Here is a 19087-nt window from a genome sequence, read left to right on the forward strand (position 1 = left end):
AATTTTCTTGATACAAAGCCGAACGGGCATCAACGTATTATGTGGTACAACCGCTCGAAATGATACCCACAACTATTAATAATTCGCCCACACGCGTCAAAAATAAACCGCCATTTAAAGGCGGTTTATTTTTTGTCATTTTGGGTATTCATTCGAGGAAAAATACGGAACGAGTCGCTCAAGTTTGCACGTTTTGACTGCCGAGACCTTTATATTGACTGGCAATACATTGCACTTATGACTACTACACCTAAGCCTTCCCAATAAACGAATTGGCGTGCCGAAACTCATTTACGCGAGTAAAAGACGAATGATTGGTCTTCACCAACTTGAATCGCCGCACTTTCTTGCACCAGTAACTCTTTTTTAGTTTTAGTTAACTGTTTGATGAAGTATTCCGCTTTCATAGCCATGCTTTTGTTTTCAAAAGCACAGGACCACTCAAGTACAAGCGGCCCTTTTCCTTTTAGTGCTTTCGCGCCTTTACCACTTTGGTGCTGATTAAAACGCCTTTCCACGTCATTTGTTACCCCGCAATACAAAGCATTGCGGTTGTTGCGAATCAGATAAACACTCCAACGTTGCTCGGCAGTATCACTCATGAAAGCAAAGATTCAACCTGCTCTTTCAAAGCGGCAAGCTCTTCACGTAACTCTGCGACTTCTTGCTCAAGCTGTGTAATACGTTCAGAGCCCGCAGAAGAAGGGGCCGTCGTTGCTACTGCAAGCTCACTGACATCCACTTCACCGCAGAACAAATGCATGTATCGAGATTCACGCTTACCGGCTTCGCGAGGTAGCTTCACGACTAATGGGCCCTTTTCATCATTAGCAAGGTGCTCAAGTACATTTTCAACTTCTTTAACATCGTTGAAGGTCGCAAGACGGTTTGTGCGAGTGCGAATCTCACCTGGCGTTTGTGCACCACGAAGCAGCATGCAGCATACGATGCCTTTCTCTTGTTCCGTTAGTTTTAGATCGCCAAACTCGGTATTGCAGAATCGATGTTGGTACTTGCTCACGCGACTGTTGAAGCCACTTTCGTCGCTCACTAAACGGCGTTCGATCAACGCATCAACCGCGTCCAGTACGTCAGCTTCGGATAGCGACATTACTGGCTCACGATTGCTCTTTTGGTTGCATGCGTTAGTCAATGCGTTAAGGCTGAGAGGATATTGGTCGGGGGTGGTCACTTCTTTTTCGATTAAGCAGCCAATTACTCGTGCTTCAATTGCCGTTAGCTCAACTTTCATAATGCATTTCCTTATTATTGTTGCATTTGAATTTGGGTATCAGGCTAAAGCATAGCGCATGGACCTGACACCCTTTGCGAATCGGGTTAGGTCTTAATGCTCTGAGAGAATCGACACTTTGGTCATCTTCCCATTCTCATCAATCATCATTATCTTTGAACGGTTCAGTTCAACTTCGGTGATTTCGAGTTGCGTCCTCGCCGCCACATATGCGGCTTTGAGCTTCGTTGCCATAGAGTCGTCATGGGATTCGACATCTTGGTTTTCGACTTGCTCCGCAATAGTTCCAGAGTTCATTTCGAGCTTCATATCTTTATCTTGAATGCTATCGATAATATAGCGAAGGCCCCAGCATGACAACGAGTCCCTGCGTTCAAGTGAGCAACATTCACGCTTTTAACGCGCGATTGTTAATACCACATCAAAATTGGTGGATAAATGTTCAACCCTGCCGCGCGTTTGATCTAAAGACTGTTATGCCACGAGATGTTGTGCTTTAATCGAGTCAGATATTCACAAATTAGGAAAGGGAACCATGAGTAGCGTATTTGAAATCGTGAACCAAGCTCGTCGTAAAAACAAACTAAAACGTGAGCTGCTTGATAACGAGAAAAAAGTTCGTGACAACCGTAAACGTGTAGACCTACTAGAAAACCTACTAGACTACATCAAGCCAGAAATGACTCACGACGAGATCGTTGCAATCATCAAAAACATGAAAGCTGACTACGAAGACCGCGTTGACGATCACATCATCAAGAGTGCAGAAATCTCTAAAGCACGCCGTGACATCAGCCGTCGTATCCGTGAGCTAACAGAAGAAGACAAGCAAACTAGCGGTAAAAAATAAGCCGATTTAGTTGCCATATTCAACCCCGAGCAAGCACGCCTTGCTCGGGGTTTCTTTTTGTCTCTTTGTTGTACAGTGTGTACAATAAACACAATTTCCGTTCCAAAAACACCCATATTTTGTATGTCTTCTACTTCTTCTAATGCCCAACCGACGTTAGCGAAACAACTCTTTACAATGACTTGGCCAATGCTGTTTGGCGTTCTGTCACTAATGAGCTTCCAATTGGTTGATAGTGCGTTCATTGGCCAACTTGGTGTTCTTCCCCTTGCAGCACAAGGTTTCACTCTCCCCCTTCAAATGGTGGTGATTGGTATTCAAGTTGGCTTAGGCATCGCGACCACAGCGGTCATCTCAAAAGCACTCGGCGCAAACAACGCTCGCTATGCTAAGCAGCTAGGAGGCCTAGTGCTCATGATTGGCTCTGTTGGTGTTGCGGTCTTTGGCCTGCTTATTTGGCTGCTGCGCTACCCTATTCTCTCGCTGTTGAGCGCACCTGATACCGTGATGCCAATCATCGACAGTTACTGGCCTTGGTGGCTATTGAGTTCTTGGGTAGGTGCGGTGTTGTACTTCTACTACAGTATCTGCCGCGCAAATGGCAACACCATGCTACCTGGCACCATGATGATGGTCACCAGCGGTGTGAACTTAGTGCTCGATCCGCTATTTATCTTCACGTTTGATTTGGGGATTAACGGTGCCGCTATTGCGACAGTGATTGCTTTTGGCTTCGGTATTTTAGTAGTGGCTCCTCGCGTTCAGAGGAATCATTGGGCTAGCTTTGAATGGCACGATTTGAATGTGGTTAAGAGCGTTACATCCATCGGCAATATCATGGGGCCGGCGATGATCAGCCAACTGTTGCCACCACTTTCTTCGATGTTGGCAACTAAGCTACTTGCTGGATTTGGTACCGCAGCCGTCGCTTCTTGGGCTTTAGGGTCTCGCTACGAATTCTTTGCCATCGTTTCGGTATTGGCATTAACCATGTCTATGCCGCCAATGGTGGGCCGATTACTGGGTGCGAAAAACTACGCTGACATTCAATCGCTGATTTCTATCGCGGTGAAATTTGTTCTTGGCTTCCAGCTTCTAATCGCCATCATCACCTTTGTCGCTGCTGATCCACTTGCTCTGCTTATGACCAGTGATGCTGAAGTGACCAGTGTGCTTGAAATGCATTTGATGATTGTACCTATCAGCTTAGGTTCGCTGGGTGTGTGTATGTTGATGGTGTCGATCTGCAATGCTTTAGGTAAGTCGTACACAGCGCTAACCATCTCCGCTCTACGACTATTTTTGTTCTTCCTTCCGTGCCTTTGGATTGGCGCCCAAATGGGAGGTATTAAAGGGCTGCTTATTGGCGCTTGCCTAGGTAACCTCATGGCAGGTATCGCTGCTTATTTAACATACCGTAAAACCATTCATAAGCTCGTTTCTGCTGAAGCTGCGGCTTAAGAGAGCCAAATAAAACAAAGCCCTCACGATGAGGGCTTTGTTCTTTAGACCATTTAGCATGATGCTGTTTTAAAGCTTTAGAAAAGCAAGCGCCTAGTTTAGTGCGACTTTATCCGCAGGGAATACAACGCCTGTTTGTCTTCTTACCTCAGTCAGCACTTTCGCGACCGTCAATGAACGTTGCTTCATTTGAGGGTCAATCGAGCCAAGTTTCAGTTGCTTAGCAAACGCCTGCGCTTCATAGAACATGTGGTTCTCTTCTTGAGGTAACGTGAGTACTTCTTTGTCCTCACCACGCAAAATGCGCTCAACACCACGGCCTGTGGCAATCATATCCACCAGCAGACTACCCTGTTCACCTTGGAATTCACTTGGGATGAGTGAATCACTCACCTTCGAGTGCAATAGGTTCACATTAAAGCCATCGTAAGCGAGCGTCACGCTGCCACAACCATCAACGCCGGAAGGAAGAACATGAGCACTTGCTTGTACGCTATTCGGCTCGCCAAACAACTCAACGGCAGAACCAACGCAGTAGTAACCAATGTCCATGATGGAGCCATTGGAAAACTCAGGATTGAAAGTGTTTGGGTTCTCACCATTTAGATATTTCTGATAGCGAGAAGAGTACTGACAGTAACTGATCGTAGCATGACGAAGAGGCGCGATCGTCGGTAGACTATCTTTCAATACTTGGAAATTCGGAGTGTATGGCGACATGAAGGCTTCAAACAACACGACATTATTTTCTTCAGCCGTTTTAAACATCGCTTGAGCAAGAGAATAATTTGATGCCATCGGCTTTTCACAGATCACGTGCTTGCCCGCTTTGAGCATCTGCACTGCCTGAGGCGCATGAAATGAGTTTGGGCTCGCGATGTATACTACATCAACGCTTTCATCCGCCCCTAAAGCATCGAGGTTATCGTAATAAGCTTCTGCGTTGTAAGGTGAGCCAAATTCGCGTGCTTTCTCTACATCACGAGAGTAGACGGCGTGAAGATAAAACTCTTTGGTCTGAATCGCCGCTTCAACAAATTGTTGAGAGATCCAGTTCGTCCCGATCACAGCAAGTTTGAACATATTACTTCCTTTTCTTTATCGTTCTGGAAGCCGTAAGGAGTCCGGCTCGCAGACACGATTTAAGCAAGCTTTAGTTCATTAAACAACTCAAACAGTTGATTCGATTTGTAAGGTTTCGGTAAGTAAGCATCCATTCCCGCGGCAAAGCAGTTCTGAATGTCTTCTTCAAGCACACTCGCTGTCAAAGCAATAATGGTGGTCTTCCCACTCCCAACTTCTTTCTCCCAACGGCGAATTTCTTTTGTTGCGGTCAAACCATCCATAATTGGCATCATGCAATCCATAAGAATGGCATCGAACTGTTCCCCTTTCGTGATGGCTTCTAAGGCTTCTTGCCCGTTACTGGCAATCAAGTAATCGTAGCCCGCTTTATCCAAGAAGAAGCTGGCGATCTTTTGATTCATCAAATTATCTTCCGCAATCAAAATTCGACGATGTGTACGAGACTGGTTGATATTGTGGACCATTGCTGACTTCGTGACATCGTAACTTTTAGCATTCTGCTCAACCTGCGCAAGCTCATCAATGGCGTGCCTAAAGCGATTACCGAGAAAAGGTAATGTCAGTACCGCGTGAATGCGTTCTGAGTTTGTATACGTGGTTGCCAAGTGGTGCTGACAAATGATCACTCGGCTTACATCAACATGGTTTTCCAGCTCATCCACTATCGGAGTTAACTCAGCTTTACCATCATGACAATAAAAGATGACATCAGCGTCCCATGAGGATTCAGCGAGTGCGTCAATAGTTTCTACCTCGGAGAGCTGTATACTGGCAAGGCGGCATTCTTTAACAATTTGTACGAAATATGCGCATTTATCACCAATAAGAAGACCACTGCGAATGGTTTCGGAATGCCAACCGACACTTGGTAGTGCTTCCACTTCAATTGAGAACTCGAAACTGGTCCCTATTCCTTTGGAGGACGAAGCAGTTAGCTGTCCACCCATCATGGCGACCAATTGTCGACAAATCGCCAGCCCTAATCCCGTCCCGCCAAATTGACGCGAAATGCCTTCGTCTTCTTGGGTGAAAGGCTCAAAGATGGTGTCCAGTTTGTCCTGCTCTATCCCCACACCAGTATCGGACACTCGGAAGGTCAAAAATACGCTCTTTTGTGTGGTAGATTCTTGGTAATTAACGTCGATATTAATGCTGCCCTGCTCAGTAAACTTCACTGCATTAGAGACCAAGTTCATGATGATCTGTTTGATGCGATGGTCGTCAACTTTAATCCGAGTAGGAATACGTTCGTCTAAATTGATGTTGAGTTCCAGCCGCTTGGACGTCGCTTTGGATTGGAATAAAATCACAGATTGATAAACGACTTCACGAATATCAGTCTCGATTAAAGACAATTGCAAGTGGCCCGATTCAATTTTAGATAAATCCAAAATGTCGTTGAGCAAAGTAAGTAGTGTGTGCGACGACGTATCAATGTCACTCAAGACTTCTTTCTGATGATCCGATAGATCGCTTTGCGACAAGATCTCAGTCATTCCAATGATGCCGTTTAGAGGCGTGCGAATTTCGTGAGACATACTGGCAAGAAAAACGGATTTTGCTCGGTTTGCAGAAATGGCCGATTCTTTGGTTTGCAAAATCTCTTCTGTTTGACGGTTTTGCTCTTCCATCATTCGATTAACTTGTTCCGCAAAGATTGTGAACTCATCATTGCCATCAACCACCACCTTCTCCCCTTTCACATGCTCATGAATCAAGGTGTTGAGAGAGTGAATAATGGAGTCCAATTTGCTGTGCACTCGATACCAAGTACCAAACCCCAGCCAACACAGTAGTACAATGATAACCATCACCGCCGATGTCATCAGCATGATACTTTGTTTTTGAGAACTGACTTGAATGAGGAGCGCGTGCTCGACTTGCTGAGTGAATCCCGCAGTCATTACATGCAAACGCTGAACACGGTGATCAAGGTCTCTCAAGTAGCCTACATAATCCGATTGAGACATCTCTCCTGCTAGCAAACGCCCCCGGGCTTCGATGCTCGATAAATAACGGGGAGAAGTGTATAAACTGAGCAGCTTTTCGACCTGTTCGTCTGACGCACCTAGCTTTATAAAGCCTTCTAAGCTTTGCTGTTGACGCTCTATCGCCTGAAAGAACATATTCTGATTCGGCACACTATTAGGTTGTAACAATAACCGATACGTTAACCAGGCTTCTTTTTGTGTCCAATACGATAGCTGCGCGAGGTAGGCGATGAAATCTTGCATCCAGTGCGCTTCATCACTGTCAAATAAGTGATAGTGCTGCACTAACGCTTCAGACATTTCCTGCAACAAACGAAATGACCAATCCCCCGATCCTACCGTGTCACTGAGATCGCCAGAGATTACGTCAAGCATCGCGCGCTTTAAATCATCCGAATACTCCATCGTATGACTGTTTTGAGTGAACTGATCATAAATAGAAAGCGCTTTGTCGCGTTGCACTTTCACTTCAATCGGTAAAGGCTGCTCTTCTCCATATTGGTGACGCTCTTTCTCCATCTCATAGACAAAATGCGATGCTTCAGAAATGAGCTTTAAACCTTGAATGTTACTAACCGTTTGATTGAGTTGTACGACTCTTTGAGAATTAATAAAGAACTGATTAACAGCAAATACTGCAATCACCACCGCAGGTAGCAGTGCAAGTAGAGCTAAACGTAGTTTTATAGAAAGTTTGATCATCCGTTCGCCCGTATTAAGAAAAGGCTCTCGAATTAATACTAGACTACTTTCATAGATTAAATATGAACTTGTATGAAGTGTTTTATTTGCTGTTTAACTCGCCTAAAGTGGTCAAAACGCCAAAATCACTATTCATTGCCCTGATGTAACCCAAAGTTATGTGAGACAAAAGTGTGATAGCTTGCAAAATTTTGCAGCATCAATTTTAAACAGATTTCGTTAAATTAACTCATTGTAAGGAGAGACTTGGGCATATCTCCTAAAATGGCAAAAGTTGTTTACCATTTAAGTGGTAAAGACAACAAAGATCACATCATTCAAGGCATAGTTCACCTTGTTACATATCATCACTTTGAAATGATCCATTATTGTCGCGAAATAAGCCATGCAGATAGAAAAAGTCAATACCTATAAAAGACCGCTAAAATCACATTAATCAGCCAAGAATTAGACCTTACCCCACACTTTCCACTAGATTTATTTTTCCTAGCAGAATAAGACCTCCACCCGTACAATCCGCACACACAACTATTACAACTTAATTACAAACACCCTCACTTCACGCTCTACCGTTGAGGTACTAGCCGAAAGTAAGGTCAGCCCCCCAAAACGTGAAAGGTCCAAAACAACAATGAGTCCAGAGAAATATCTCCAAGACTGGCAAACTAGCCAAACGATTGCTGAATCTATTTCCCCTCTTATTGGTAAGTTATATCGTCAAAAAGGAATCGAAGTGGTTCTGTTTGGTAAAACGCTTATCAACGCAACAACCATCGACATTCTCAAAACTCACCGTATTGCAAGACGTTACACCGGAAGCCCTCTCTCTCTAGAACAAACCATGCCAATCATCCAAGCGCTTTGCGAAATGAGCATCTCGTCTTGCCGTGTTGATGTTGGTCAGCTTGCTGGTATGTATTGGAAAGATCACGAAGACACAGCCGCACTTAGCGACTTTTTACACACTGCACTTCAAGGTGCTCGTGACGCAGACTCTTCTCTAGCAGCTCGTGATGTGGTTCTTTACGGTTTCGGTCGAATTGGTCGTCTACTTACTCGCCTGCTGATTGAAAAGAGTGGTCCTGGTTACCCGCTTCGTCTGCGTGCTATCGTGGTACGTGGCGGTAAGAAGGGTGATCTTGAGAAGCGTGCAAGCTTGCTACGTCGTGACTCCGTTCATGGACAGTTCAACGGTAGTATCGTGATTGATGAAGAGCGCAAAGCGCTGATCGTGAACGGTAACTACATTCAAATTATTTACGCAAACAGCCCGAGCGACGTGGACTACTCAGTTTACGGTATCAACAATGCGCTAGTTGTTGATAACACGGGCGTTTGGCGCGATGCCGAAGGTCTTAGCCAACACGTGGCGTGTAACGGTGCAGAGAAAGTACTGCTTACTGCACCAGGCAAAGGCGACATCAAGAACGTCGTATTTGGTGTAAATGAATCTGTGATTCAAGAAGATGACACCATCATCTCCGCCGCAAGCTGTACGACTAACGCCATCACACCGGTTCTTAAAGCACTTAACGACAAGTACGGCGTGCTTTCTGGACACATTGAGACGGTTCACTCTTACACGAATGATCAAAACTTGATCGATAACTTCCACTCAGGCGATCGCCGTGGTCGTAGTGCTTCATTGAACATGGTTCTGACGTCAACAGGCGCAGCAAAAGCGGTAGCAAAAGCACTACCAGAACTTGCAGGTAAGCTTACAGGCAACGCAATTCGTGTACCGACTCCAAACGTATCAATGGCAGTTGCAAACCTAAACTTAGGTGAAGATGTCGACCGTGATTCGCTAAACGAATACCTACGTGAAATGGCATTAAACTCTGAGCTTTCTGCGCAGATCGATTACACAGATTCGACAGAAATCGTATCGAGCGATCTAGTTGGCTCTCGCCACGCAGGTGTGGTCGACGGTCAAGCAACCATCGCTCAAGACAAACGCTGTGTACTGTACATCTGGTACGACAACGAATTTGGTTACAGCTGTCAAGTTGTACACTGTATGGAACAAATGATGGGTGTTCGTTACCAAACATTCCCTCGATAAGGTGAACCTTGCTCCACAACGTTAACCACACTGTGTAACGAGCAACACCCCAGCATTTGTTTTAAATAATAAGCGCCTTGCGCATTACTAATATACTTCCCCGCTTATACGCCTGATGACCCTCAGGCGTTTTTTCGTTTTAAGACACTTTGACATTCCTCAGACAAATCGATGTGAAATTGAACGGTATATTCATGTTTCGTTCATGTTCAGCGCAATAATATGAACCCATAGATTGAAAGAGAGGTCATGATTATGAATCGAATTATCGTTACTGCATTGGCACTGATTACTGGCTTTTTTACTTTGGTATTTAGCCTAATCATGGCGATTCCATTGACCATCGCAGCCCTGATTACTGGTAAACGTATTGAAAAACGCGTGAAGCAAATGCAACAAGAAATGCATGAAGAGTATGAATTCAATACGGGTAAGTCCGACGCGATTGAAGGCGAGTTTGAAGAAGTTCGTCGCTAACGTTTCTGAAGGTTCCACACTCCCCCTATGTTCCTGAGCAACCTTCTTTGCTGACATCCTACCTCGTTAAGAGTTAGGATGTTTTTTTTGTTCGCTGTGTATAAGAAAGACAGCATGATAGGGTTATCCCTTCTTAGCCGGCTCTTTTTGTTTAATAGCTGAATCATAGCCATCATCCCACAGCTCTCCATCGATACCAGTGTACGGGTTGGCCTCCTTTGCCTCTCCGGCAAGAAAGGCGCATCTTCCTTCATTTCGAATGTCTTCAACCTTACTTCGTATGAACAGAGACGACTCAGGGTCTACTTTATTCATGTACGCTCGAAACAAAAATGCGCAGCCGATGATAAAGAGAAGCACACCAAAGAACCCGATAAAACTGTTACCAGTTAAGAATATCCAGGCGACTAAGAGTAAGCCAATCAATAGTATGGCAGGAGTCAAGCCAAGTGTTTTTTTCACTTTTCTCTCACTTAAATCAAGATCTTGTTTCAACCCATTTGTGCGGGGGATAAGGAAAATCCATTTGTTCGAACAAGTTATCTAGGTGTTATATGCGACCAAATTAGTCGCCATGTTAAATACACTAGTTGAATGATGATTCTAGCTAGAGACTTCACTGTCAGAGTAGGGAATCTCACCAATAATACCTGATTTATGAACCAAGGTAACATTTATTGATAATAATCTTTTTAACTATGTAGCATGTCAAATGAATGCGAATAATTCATTAAAAAATCAAACTAATTAAACAAAAAAAGCAGCCAACTTAGGCTGCTTTTGAGAAACTGAATGATGATCAAATCGTCACAACCACTCGCACTGCCAGTAGCATTAAAACGATACCGGATAATCGGTCAATCAGTACCGCTTTTGAGCGAATACGGTCCACAACACGCGAGTTAGACAATACCAATGTGATGAAGGTGTACCACAAGCCATCAACAACAAATGGTGTCGCGACGATGATCATTTGGTTACTTAGATCGTTACCTAGCGCTACAAATTGACTGAACAGTGCGATGAAGAACAGCGCAATTTTCGGGCTTAGAATTGAAATAAGGAAGCCTTCTCGCGCCGATTGTAAAACCGTCGTTTCTTCACCGGATTCTAACTTCGCCGCAACCCCACCTTTTGAGCGCAGTGCATTGAAGCCAAGATACGCCAAGTAAGCTGCACCAGCCAAGCTAATAGTCTTAAATAGCAATGGGCTTTGTTGCAGCACTACCGCCAAACCTATCAAGGTAATAAACGCATAAATACCGATACCAAACGCGTGCGCCCATGCGGTAGCCAAACCATTCACTCGACCACCAGCCAACGAGTGCTTAGCGACAATCGCTAAACTCGGACCTGGGGACATCGCCCCTAGTAAACACACGGTAAAAAGTGATAGCCAAACTGTTAGTGTCATAAGAATCTCCCCTCTTTGACGCTAATCTATCAATGGAATAGGTATAATTAGAAATCAAAGTTTTTCATACTAGCTATGATTTCAGATCATAAGCAGTAGATACGCACATTAACGAATGGAATACTCTGAGATTTGCATAACCGAGCGAATCTCCTCTCGCACCCATTTATGCGCCGGATCCGTATCGTACTTTGGATGCCACATTAACCAATACTGATGAGTAGGGGTTTCGAGTGGCAACGCTTTGTGGGCTAAATCCCAATGCTTCGCGAGATTCACGGCAATATGCTCGGGTACCACCATCAGATGCTCACTTGAGACTAAGCGATTGATAGCGGCAGAAAAGAAAGGCACCTTGAAGGTAACGTGGCGTGTATAACCCAGCTCTCTCAATGCCAAGTCAGTATAGGAATCTTTGTCCCCTCCACCGTTCACTTTGATGTGAGAATACGAAATTAAATCTTCGACACTAATATGGTCTTGCTTTGCTAACGGGTGGGAGGCCTTCATCAAACACACGGACGAGTCCTCACCAATCTTCACACTGGATACACCTTTAGGCTGTTCTGGATAAATTGAAGACGCAATATGAATACCTGTCTCATGAAGTTTATCAAGAAAGTCTGGTTGCCAAAGTCGATACGCCATATCCAGCTGAGGAGCAAAACTACTCAAGTGCGAAGCAATGTCAGGGAGTACATATTGCGCGACATAGTCACTCGATGCTAATACTAACTCTCCTTTCCAATCCCCGGGTTCAAAAGGCTTGTCATCGAGAAGGTGATCGAATTCCGCCAATAAGTCGTCCAACTTCTCTTTTAGAAGTAGCGCTCTTGGCGTGGGAATCAATTGGTTACCCTGCCGAACCAATAAAGGGTCGCCGCATAATTCGCGTAACTGCGCTAGTTGACGACTGACCGCGGATTGAGTGATGTGCAAACGCTCCGCGGTTCTGCTCACATGGCACTCTTCAAGCAATACATGCAAAGAGCGCAGCAGATTCAGGTTAATGTTATTCAGCACATTCAACCCATTGTGTGCGCCAATCTGCGGCGGCGTAATCTTCCGGCCAATATTCCACTTGTTTGCAAATTAGCCCATCACGGATGCTGTGAAAAGTAATCACTCTATCTGAGCGAACGCCATCACTAACAATCACATCGGTGACTACTTGATCGCCTTCTCCCACAATACGTTCAATCGCAAAGGTCCACTTACCTTCTGCTGGATAAGCTGAGTTCAGTTCGGCAAAGTTCTTTCTGCCGCGAATGACTTCTTTGGTCAATGGCCAAATTACTTCACAATCAGGCGAAAGACACTCTGCTGCCGCATAGAAATCATTGCTTGCCATTACGTTCCAGAAATTGAGGACGATGTCTTTCTCGGTCATTTTACAAACTTGCTCCCTGTGGTATTGAAAAACTCCGTTAACACGGTATGTGTCATCACATTACGAAGCTCTGGATAACTTTGGATATAGTCTCGAATCTCATTCAAACGGGCGATATTCGGTACTTCAACAAACAGCATCATATCGGTTTCACCACTAATGGCATGACACCATTTCACACCGTCAATTTTGTAAAGATCTTTGGCGTAATTATCGCAGTGATGGCTCGATGCCGACGTATCAAACTTTAGTGCCATATAAGCACAAATCGTCGACTCTTCAGATGTTGCAATATCGGCATGATAGCCAAGGATCACTCGATCATTTTCGAGCTTTTTGATTCGCGCTGTCACTGCTGAACGTGACAAGCTGACTTGCTCTGAAATTTCCGTAATAGAGAGGCGGGCATTCTGCCGCAATAGGTCTATGATCTGACGATCAAATTTGTCCATAACATCACCACGCTTTCCTTAATCTTGTCATTCTACCCAAATACAACTTATTGAAAACCGACAATTTGCGCTTTCTAAACAAAACAACCGTCATTTTGACGGTCGACAACATCATTTTGATAAGGAGAACTTAGATATGCTTGTCGCATCACCTACATAGACGTTTAGAGGTCGTCATGGAACAACTCAAAAAAGACATCACGCTGATCTCAGGCATTGGGCAACTCTCCACCACGTTAATGGGAACGGGTTTATTTATGATTCCAACCATTGCCGCTGGTATCGCTGGGCACTTTTCCCTTTGGGCTTGGATAATCTTATTCGTCGCGATTTGTCCTATTGCGCTTACTTTTGCTCAATTGGGTAAGCGCTATCCAAGTGCGGGCGGCACAGCGTTTTTTGTTCGCAAAGCGTTTAACAGTAAACTGGAAAGCAGCGTAGCGTGGCTGTTTGTCAGCGTCATTCCTGTTGGTGTACCTGCTGCTGTCGCACTTGCAGCCGGCTTTCTACAACAGTTAATACCAGAGCCACTGAGTAACCATCTTTTCGCACAAATTCTTACGGTGGCTCTGTTAATCATCGTCAACCTACTTGGCACAAAATCATCGGGTCGCTTACAAACCGTCATTGCACTGAGCATTTTTGCTTTGGTTGGTGCATTTTTATGGAAAGGTGATGTTGGCCCCGCCGATCTCACCATGCCTACCATCACAATGGATTCAACTTGGTCAATTGCGACAGCATTAGGCGTCATGTTTTGGTGCTTTGTTGGAATAGAAGCCTTTGCGCATATGGGGGAGGAATTTAAGAACCCACAACGTGATTTCCCAATTGCTATTATTGTTGGCTGCTTTGTCGCAGGACTCACCTATTGGGCCTGCTCTGTCGTGATACTCAAATTTGGCGCTTACGGCAGTGCTGAGTTCGACAATGCCTCAATTCCGTGGTTGAGTGCGTATCTATTTGGTGATCACGCCAAATGGCTTATTAGTGTTATCGGTTTCTCAGCGTGTTTCGCGAGTGTGAACCTCTACACTCAAAGTTTGGCGCGAATGGTGTGGGCCCAAGCAAGGGAGCACAAACCAACTAGCGCTATCGCGAGAGTTTCAGTGCGAGGCGTACCAGCGAATGCCACGTTAATCGTCGGCGCTATATTGCTTGCTTCTTGTGTTATTGGGTCACTATCAGGGCTAGATTTGGAGTTCTTCCTAAAGCTCGCAAACGGCATCTTTGTTCTGGTCTATCTATTGGCAATGCTAGCAGCCTACAAACTGCTCAAAGGTTGGGGAAAGGTCCTCGCAGGATTTTCTCTCGTGTTGTGCACCGCAGTATTCATTTGTTTGGGTTGGTCTATGCTGTACGCCGTTACTATTTTTGCAGTGCTCTCCCTACCATGGAAACAGTGGCGAAAAAAGAACACTCGCCGAGTGACTGATTAAGGCTTAGCGTAGTTATTCAAACAACTCAGAAAGCTGTTCAACCAGAGCATCAATCTCACTTAATGCAACATTGCCATAACCCAATACCGCTCCTTGCCAATTTCGCGCTTTAAAATCTGAATGTTCATAAAAACTCAATGGACGCAGCACTATTCCTTTGGATTTAGCTCGTTGCGTCCATTCATGCTCATCAACCCCTTGCAACCACTTTAAAGTGATATGGAGACCAGCAGCCTGACTGATCACCTTAACTCTATCGCCAAAGTGCTTTTCAACAGCCAAACACATCTGCTCATGCTTAGTTTTGTACAATCGGCGCATTTTGCGGATATGACGAATTAACCCACCTTCAGTAATAAAATCAGCCAACGCCTCTTGGGTGTGCGTTGGCGAATCACCGGTTAACGCATCCTTAACCACCAAGCATTGCTCAACTATACGTTCAGGTACCACAAGGTAGCCAAGGCGTATTCCATTAAACATCACTTTACTGAACGAGCCCACATACAGTACGCGATCATCTCGCCCCATTTGAGCCGCTAGCCCTTGTAAGCTGGTATATGGACGATGGGAAAACTGAAATTCACTGTCGTAATCGTCTTCGATAACCCAACGTGATTGCTCGACCGCCCAGTTGATAATCTTCCCTCGCTGCTCGGTATTAAGCGTAGTTCCCATCGGATACTGATTGCTTGGTGTGATATATAGAGCATCGGCATCGCTGCTGGTTACCGCTTCCACATCAAAGCCGAGTTTTTCTCGTACCAATAGAGGCTCAAATTGATATTGCTGGAACTGAATTAGCTTCCGCATTTGCGCGTAACCCGGTTGCTCCATCAAAACCTTATCACCTTGTTTTAGAGCTACCATCGTCGCGATTGACAACGCTTGCTGTGCCCCAGAGGTAATAATGATGCGCTCTGGGGAGCAATTTACTGAACGGCTTGATGCAAGGTAGTCAGCTAAAGCACAACGCAATGCCCAACTGCCCTGAATATCTTGGTTCCCTAGCAAACAGGTACGGGAAAGATGACGAGCAAGTAACTTTTGCCACTGCGCCATAGGAAAAGCTTCTAAATCAGGCACACCCGGAGCAAATGCGCGGTTGATGTCAAAGTTGGTTTTCGGTGATGAGTCCGTTTTGATTGAACTGGGTTCAGGCAGATACTGCTCCGGCAGTTCTACAGCAACATAAAAGCCAGAGCCTTTTTGACTGTTCAAGTACCCTTCCGCCACTAACTGCTCGTAGGCTGCAATCACGGTATTCCTACTGAGTTCAAGGTCTTGTGATAGCTTTCGTGTAGACGGCAATTTCCCATTCTTCGCCCACAGCCCTTGAACAATCTTCTCGCGGATAGCAAAAAACAACGCTTGCTGACGCGTTCCATCACTTTCTTTTAAATGCAGGTCACCGATATCAATCAAAGACAAACTGGATCCATCCATTAGTTAAAACTGGCTCTCTTTAAGCTACCAGTTAAACGCTACATTGCAATCAAAGATTGAGAAACAAGTGCTCGTCCCTGTGAGCAAAAAGGAGAGAAAATGTTGTCCAATACCAACAGAACGGAAATTAAGAAAGGCGCACATAAAGCCATCTCTGATGTCGACAAGCTGCACGCCATCATAGATGAAAGCCTTATCGCTCATATTGCAATAACCAACGAGTCTGGCCCTGTAGTCATCCCCATGCTGGCTTGGCGTGTAGATGATTACGTGTATATTCATGGTGCCAACAACAGTCGATTACTGCGCTCACTCAAACAAGGAGTGCAAACATGCCTAACCTTTACCTTGTTTGATGGCTGGGTATTGGCTCGAAGTGCGTTTCATCATAGCGCACATTATCGTAGCGCTGTTGTCTTTGGCCAGTTTGAGATGGTGGCGGATAACCAAGAGAAAGACAGATTGCTGAATCACTTTATTGAACAAATCGCTCCGGGAAGAACAAAAGACATCCGCTTGAGCAATGAGAAAGAACTCAAAGCAACTATGCTACTGCGTATACCACTAACGGAAGCATCAGTGAAAATCAGCAATTTTGGTGTTAACGACGATGCACAAGACATGGACATTCCAGTTTGGGCTGGCGTCTTGCCGTACCGAACTGTTGTAGGCCCACTGCAAGCTTGTGAAGATTTGTATGAAGGCATTAAAGAGCCAGACTACCGTCGTGCCTACCCTAATCGCTGGCAGGAATAAGCACGGTAAACAACGCGCCCCCTAAGTGGCTCTCGCCGACTGACAGCTCCCAGCCTAGTTGCCTCGCAGCACTAGACGCAATGGCGAGTCCCAAGCCAAAACCTTTGACATCGGCGTTACGGCTTTTATCTAAACGAGAAAACGGAATGAATACCTCTTCACGCATCTCTTTAGGAACCCCTGGGCCATCATCTTCAATATCGACGATCCAGAAGTGCTCTACCGACCGGATCGTCACTTCCACACAAGACTCGCCATAACGTTTTGCATTCTGCAGTAGGTTATCAAGAACCAAATTACCCAACGTTGGTTGCAGGTGGATGGACTGATAAGCCAAAGCATTCTCAACAGTAAGCTTCGCTGACTCTAACCCACGATAATTCATGCGGCTTTTACACCAAAGCGGCAGTTCAATGGTTTCAACAGAATCGGCTAACGAATGGTTATTCACGCTCAAGCGGGAAAGCATTACGATGTCAGACGTTAAATCCGTCACCACATCCACATATCTTTCAATGTCATCGTGCAGTTCCGCTTGCATTTCACCTTTAGTACGCCTTGCCAAGTCGGTAGCTAGCTGAATTCGACTCAGTGGCGTTCGAACTTCATGAGGGATAGCCTGAGTGAAAATGTGTGTTTGGCGCACTTGCCTTTCAATGTCTTCCGACATGTTGTTGAAGCCAGTAGCAAGCTCTCGGACCGGAGAAGAGAAGTGCTTTAAATCCACACGAGTGCTGAGCTCACCGGAGCCAAATTGCTGCTGTGCTGACGTCAATTGTTGAATCTGACGATCAAGTCTACGCACCGGAACATAAACCATGACACCCAAGCTGCATATTATGGTGAGTAACAAGCTGAACACAAAGATGCTTTCTGAGTCTTCATCCCAATCAATATCTGGACTAAAAAAATCTCGCTTTTCTTTAAATACCAGACTTTCTGATGAGTTTGGGAGTGGAAAAACCGCAGCGTAGATATTGCCATCGATCAAGTACACAGGCACACCTTGCATACGATAAAGCAATTCGCAGTCCAAACAAGGAGGCGAACCGTCCCAGTTATTAAAAAGAGTCAGGTCGAAGATGAAAAAATCCTGTTTGCCTGTTCTCGTTAACTGCTTGTAGAGTGAGTTAGGCGTCCCGCGTTGCTCAGTATACTGATCGACAAAATACGTACCATCACTCAAGAAGATGCCAACTTCAGTTTTGCGCATAAACTCGTCACCCATAGTAAAAAACAAGGCGACGGTCACGGCAAGGCCCGTTACCAATCCAACATAGAGCCGAGTAAACAGAGAGAACATCCGCTATTTCCCCGTTAACATGTATCCACGATTACGCACGGTCTTAATGGTAGCGGTGTGAATAAGGGCTTTTGAGAATTTTTTCCTCAAAGAAGAGATTCGCATATCAATTGAACGGTCAGTAATGCAGTATTCAATGCCACGCGCAAGGCGGCAACAGGACTCTCGAGAAACGGGTTTATCGACATTGAGCATTAATAGCTCCAATATTTCGAATTCAGAATCAGTGAGATCGATATCTTGCTCTAAGTAATAAGCTTTAGAGCGACGGGTGCATAAGTCGATGCCATAGCGGCTCAGCTCTGTCTTTTCATCCGTATCTATTTGGCGACGGTAACGGCGTAAAGAGGCTTCAATACGAGCGAGGAGGATATTGCCCTTAATTGGTTTAGTTAGATAATCATCAGCACCAAATTTAAATAGGCTAACTTCACTCATCTCATCATCAGTGGCCGTCAACACAATGATGATCCCATGATAAAACGCCCTAGCCTCTTGGCATATCTCTGCACCATTTTTGCCTGGGAGCATCAAATCCAATAACACCAGATCAGGCTTCAATTCTTTGATAGCGTCGAGTGCATTAAGACCATTGTCGATCACAGTAACTAGGTAACCTTCAGCCTCTAGGTACATTTTGGTTAATCGAGCAATCTCTGAATCATCCTCTACGAGCAAAATTTTATTACCGACCATAATCCATTCACTCTACCTATAAAACAGGAGCAGTATATCGCTCGTTTTATTCCATGCAACCCGTATAAACCGAGCCTCTAGCGACAGAAAGTGCTTACAAACACTTACAAACCATACATTTATAAAAAAGCGCTCTCTACAAAAGACCTGTAAAAGAACAAAAAACCAATTTATAAACACAAGTTAAGATTTAATATCATCAATTAAACCCACTACAAAATATAAAGCCACTAATATTTTAGTTTTGTCGAATTAAAAACCTTACAACAAATAATCAACAGTAATTATGACTACAATTGCTCATGTA

19 protein-coding genes are annotated in these 19087 nt (G+C 44.8%); 6 read left to right on the forward strand and 13 right to left on the reverse strand.

Annotation, left to right across the window (positions count from 1 at the left end):
• Window positions 1-287: 287 nt before the first annotated feature.
• The 3 genes from KIO97_RS14945 to KIO97_RS14955 form a co-directional block, all read right to left on the reverse strand.
• Window positions 288-602 carry a GIY-YIG nuclease family protein gene (locus tag KIO97_RS14945; protein WP_045370577.1) on the reverse strand — a complete coding sequence of 105 codons (315 nt, stop codon included), beginning with the start codon at window positions 600-602 and terminating at the stop codon, window positions 288-290.
• Window positions 599-1252, reverse strand: coding sequence for a YceH family protein (locus KIO97_RS14950; protein WP_038889043.1), 654 nt, complete (start codon window positions 1250-1252; stop codon window positions 599-601). The genes KIO97_RS14945 and KIO97_RS14950 overlap by 4 nt, the downstream gene beginning before the upstream one ends.
• A 93-nt stretch (window positions 1253-1345) precedes the next feature.
• On the reverse strand, window positions 1346-1549 hold the full coding sequence (locus KIO97_RS14955) for a hypothetical protein (RefSeq protein ID WP_005433391.1): 204 nt from the start codon (window positions 1547-1549) through the stop codon (window positions 1346-1348).
• A 238-nt stretch (window positions 1550-1787) separates the two neighbouring features.
• Here KIO97_RS14955 and KIO97_RS14960 point away from each other — a divergent pair, with 238 nt between their 5' ends.
• Both KIO97_RS14960 and KIO97_RS14965 read left to right on the forward strand, forming a co-directional pair.
• Entirely contained in the window at window positions 1788-2102 is a 315-nt protein-coding gene (locus KIO97_RS14960) for a DUF496 family protein (protein WP_005373603.1), read from the forward strand.
• Between the two features lie 123 nt (window positions 2103-2225).
• The gene (locus KIO97_RS14965; RefSeq protein WP_285383229.1) at window positions 2226-3563 is read left to right on the forward strand and encodes an MATE family efflux transporter; all 1338 of its coding nucleotides are present in this window, start codon (window positions 2226-2228) and stop codon (window positions 3561-3563) included.
• 93 nt (window positions 3564-3656) lie between these two features.
• Here KIO97_RS14965 and KIO97_RS14970 read toward each other — a convergent pair whose 3' ends face one another.
• Window positions 3657-4646 (reverse strand): Gfo/Idh/MocA family protein, encoded by a 990-nt coding sequence (locus KIO97_RS14970; RefSeq protein WP_285383230.1) that lies wholly within the window; start codon window positions 4644-4646, stop codon window positions 3657-3659.
• Between the two features lie 59 nt (window positions 4647-4705).
• Entirely contained in the window at window positions 4706-7342 is a 2637-nt protein-coding gene (locus KIO97_RS14975) for an ATP-binding protein (protein WP_285383231.1), read from the reverse strand.
• 631 nt (window positions 7343-7973) lie between these two features.
• On the opposite strand from KIO97_RS14975, the gene KIO97_RS14980 reads away from it, so the two are divergent.
• Window positions 7974-9407: a glyceraldehyde-3-phosphate dehydrogenase gene (locus tag KIO97_RS14980; RefSeq protein ID WP_005433296.1), complete on the forward strand. Its 1434-nt coding sequence runs from the start codon at window positions 7974-7976 to the stop codon at window positions 9405-9407.
• Window positions 9408-9662: 255 nt separating this feature from the next.
• Complete coding sequence (locus tag KIO97_RS14985) at window positions 9663-9884, forward strand: hypothetical protein (RefSeq protein ID WP_005442428.1); 222 nt, start codon at window positions 9663-9665, stop codon at window positions 9882-9884.
• 123 nt (window positions 9885-10007) lie between these two features.
• Here KIO97_RS14985 and KIO97_RS14990 read toward each other — a convergent pair whose 3' ends face one another.
• From KIO97_RS14990 to KIO97_RS15010, 5 genes are all read right to left on the reverse strand, one after another.
• On the reverse strand, window positions 10008-10346 hold the full coding sequence (locus tag KIO97_RS14990; protein WP_285383232.1) for a hypothetical protein: 339 nt from the start codon (window positions 10344-10346) through the stop codon (window positions 10008-10010).
• A 337-nt stretch (window positions 10347-10683) separates the two neighbouring features.
• Window positions 10684-11298, reverse strand: a complete 615-nt coding sequence (locus KIO97_RS14995) for a LysE family translocator (protein WP_005433441.1) — start codon at window positions 11296-11298, stop codon at window positions 10684-10686.
• 108 nt (window positions 11299-11406) lie between these two features.
• Complete coding sequence (locus tag KIO97_RS15000; protein ID WP_005433503.1) at window positions 11407-12321, reverse strand: LysR family transcriptional regulator; 915 nt, start codon at window positions 12319-12321, stop codon at window positions 11407-11409.
• Window positions 12311-12688, reverse strand: coding sequence for a nuclear transport factor 2 family protein (locus tag KIO97_RS15005; protein WP_005433317.1), 378 nt, complete (start codon window positions 12686-12688; stop codon window positions 12311-12313). Before KIO97_RS15005 ends, KIO97_RS15000 begins: the two co-directional genes overlap by 11 nt.
• A complete protein-coding gene (locus KIO97_RS15010; protein WP_005433287.1) occupies window positions 12685-13140 on the reverse strand; it encodes an Lrp/AsnC family transcriptional regulator in 456 nt (151 codons plus the stop codon). Before KIO97_RS15010 ends, KIO97_RS15005 begins: the two co-directional genes overlap by 4 nt.
• A 176-nt stretch (window positions 13141-13316) precedes the next feature.
• On the opposite strand from KIO97_RS15010, the gene yjeH reads away from it, so the two are divergent.
• On the forward strand, window positions 13317-14579 hold the full coding sequence (gene yjeH / locus KIO97_RS15015; RefSeq protein ID WP_285383235.1) for an L-methionine/branched-chain amino acid transporter: 1263 nt from the start codon (window positions 13317-13319) through the stop codon (window positions 14577-14579).
• 12 nt (window positions 14580-14591) lie between these two features.
• Here the strand turns inward: yjeH and KIO97_RS15020 are convergent, their stop codons facing one another.
• Window positions 14592-16025, reverse strand: coding sequence for a PLP-dependent aminotransferase family protein (locus tag KIO97_RS15020; RefSeq protein ID WP_285383237.1), 1434 nt, complete (start codon window positions 16023-16025; stop codon window positions 14592-14594).
• 99 nt (window positions 16026-16124) lie between these two features.
• Between KIO97_RS15020 and KIO97_RS15025 the strand changes: the two genes are divergently transcribed.
• Window positions 16125-16781 carry a pyridoxamine 5'-phosphate oxidase family protein gene (locus tag KIO97_RS15025; RefSeq protein ID WP_045396043.1) on the forward strand — a complete coding sequence of 219 codons (657 nt, stop codon included), beginning with the start codon at window positions 16125-16127 and terminating at the stop codon, window positions 16779-16781.
• Here the strand turns inward: KIO97_RS15025 and KIO97_RS15030 are convergent.
• Window positions 16762-18084, reverse strand: a complete 1323-nt coding sequence (locus KIO97_RS15030; RefSeq protein ID WP_285383239.1) for an ATP-binding protein — start codon at window positions 18082-18084, stop codon at window positions 16762-16764. The genes KIO97_RS15025 and KIO97_RS15030 overlap by 20 nt on opposite strands.
• Before the next feature lie 3 nt (window positions 18085-18087).
• Window positions 18088-18780 carry a response regulator transcription factor gene (locus tag KIO97_RS15035; protein ID WP_285383241.1) on the reverse strand — a complete coding sequence of 231 codons (693 nt, stop codon included), beginning with the start codon at window positions 18778-18780 and terminating at the stop codon, window positions 18088-18090.
• Between the last annotated feature and the right edge of the window lie 307 nt (window positions 18781-19087).

Source organism: Vibrio sp. B181a (assembly GCF_030248375.1).
Taxonomy (GTDB): domain Bacteria; phylum Pseudomonadota; class Gammaproteobacteria; order Enterobacterales; family Vibrionaceae; genus Vibrio; species Vibrio campbellii.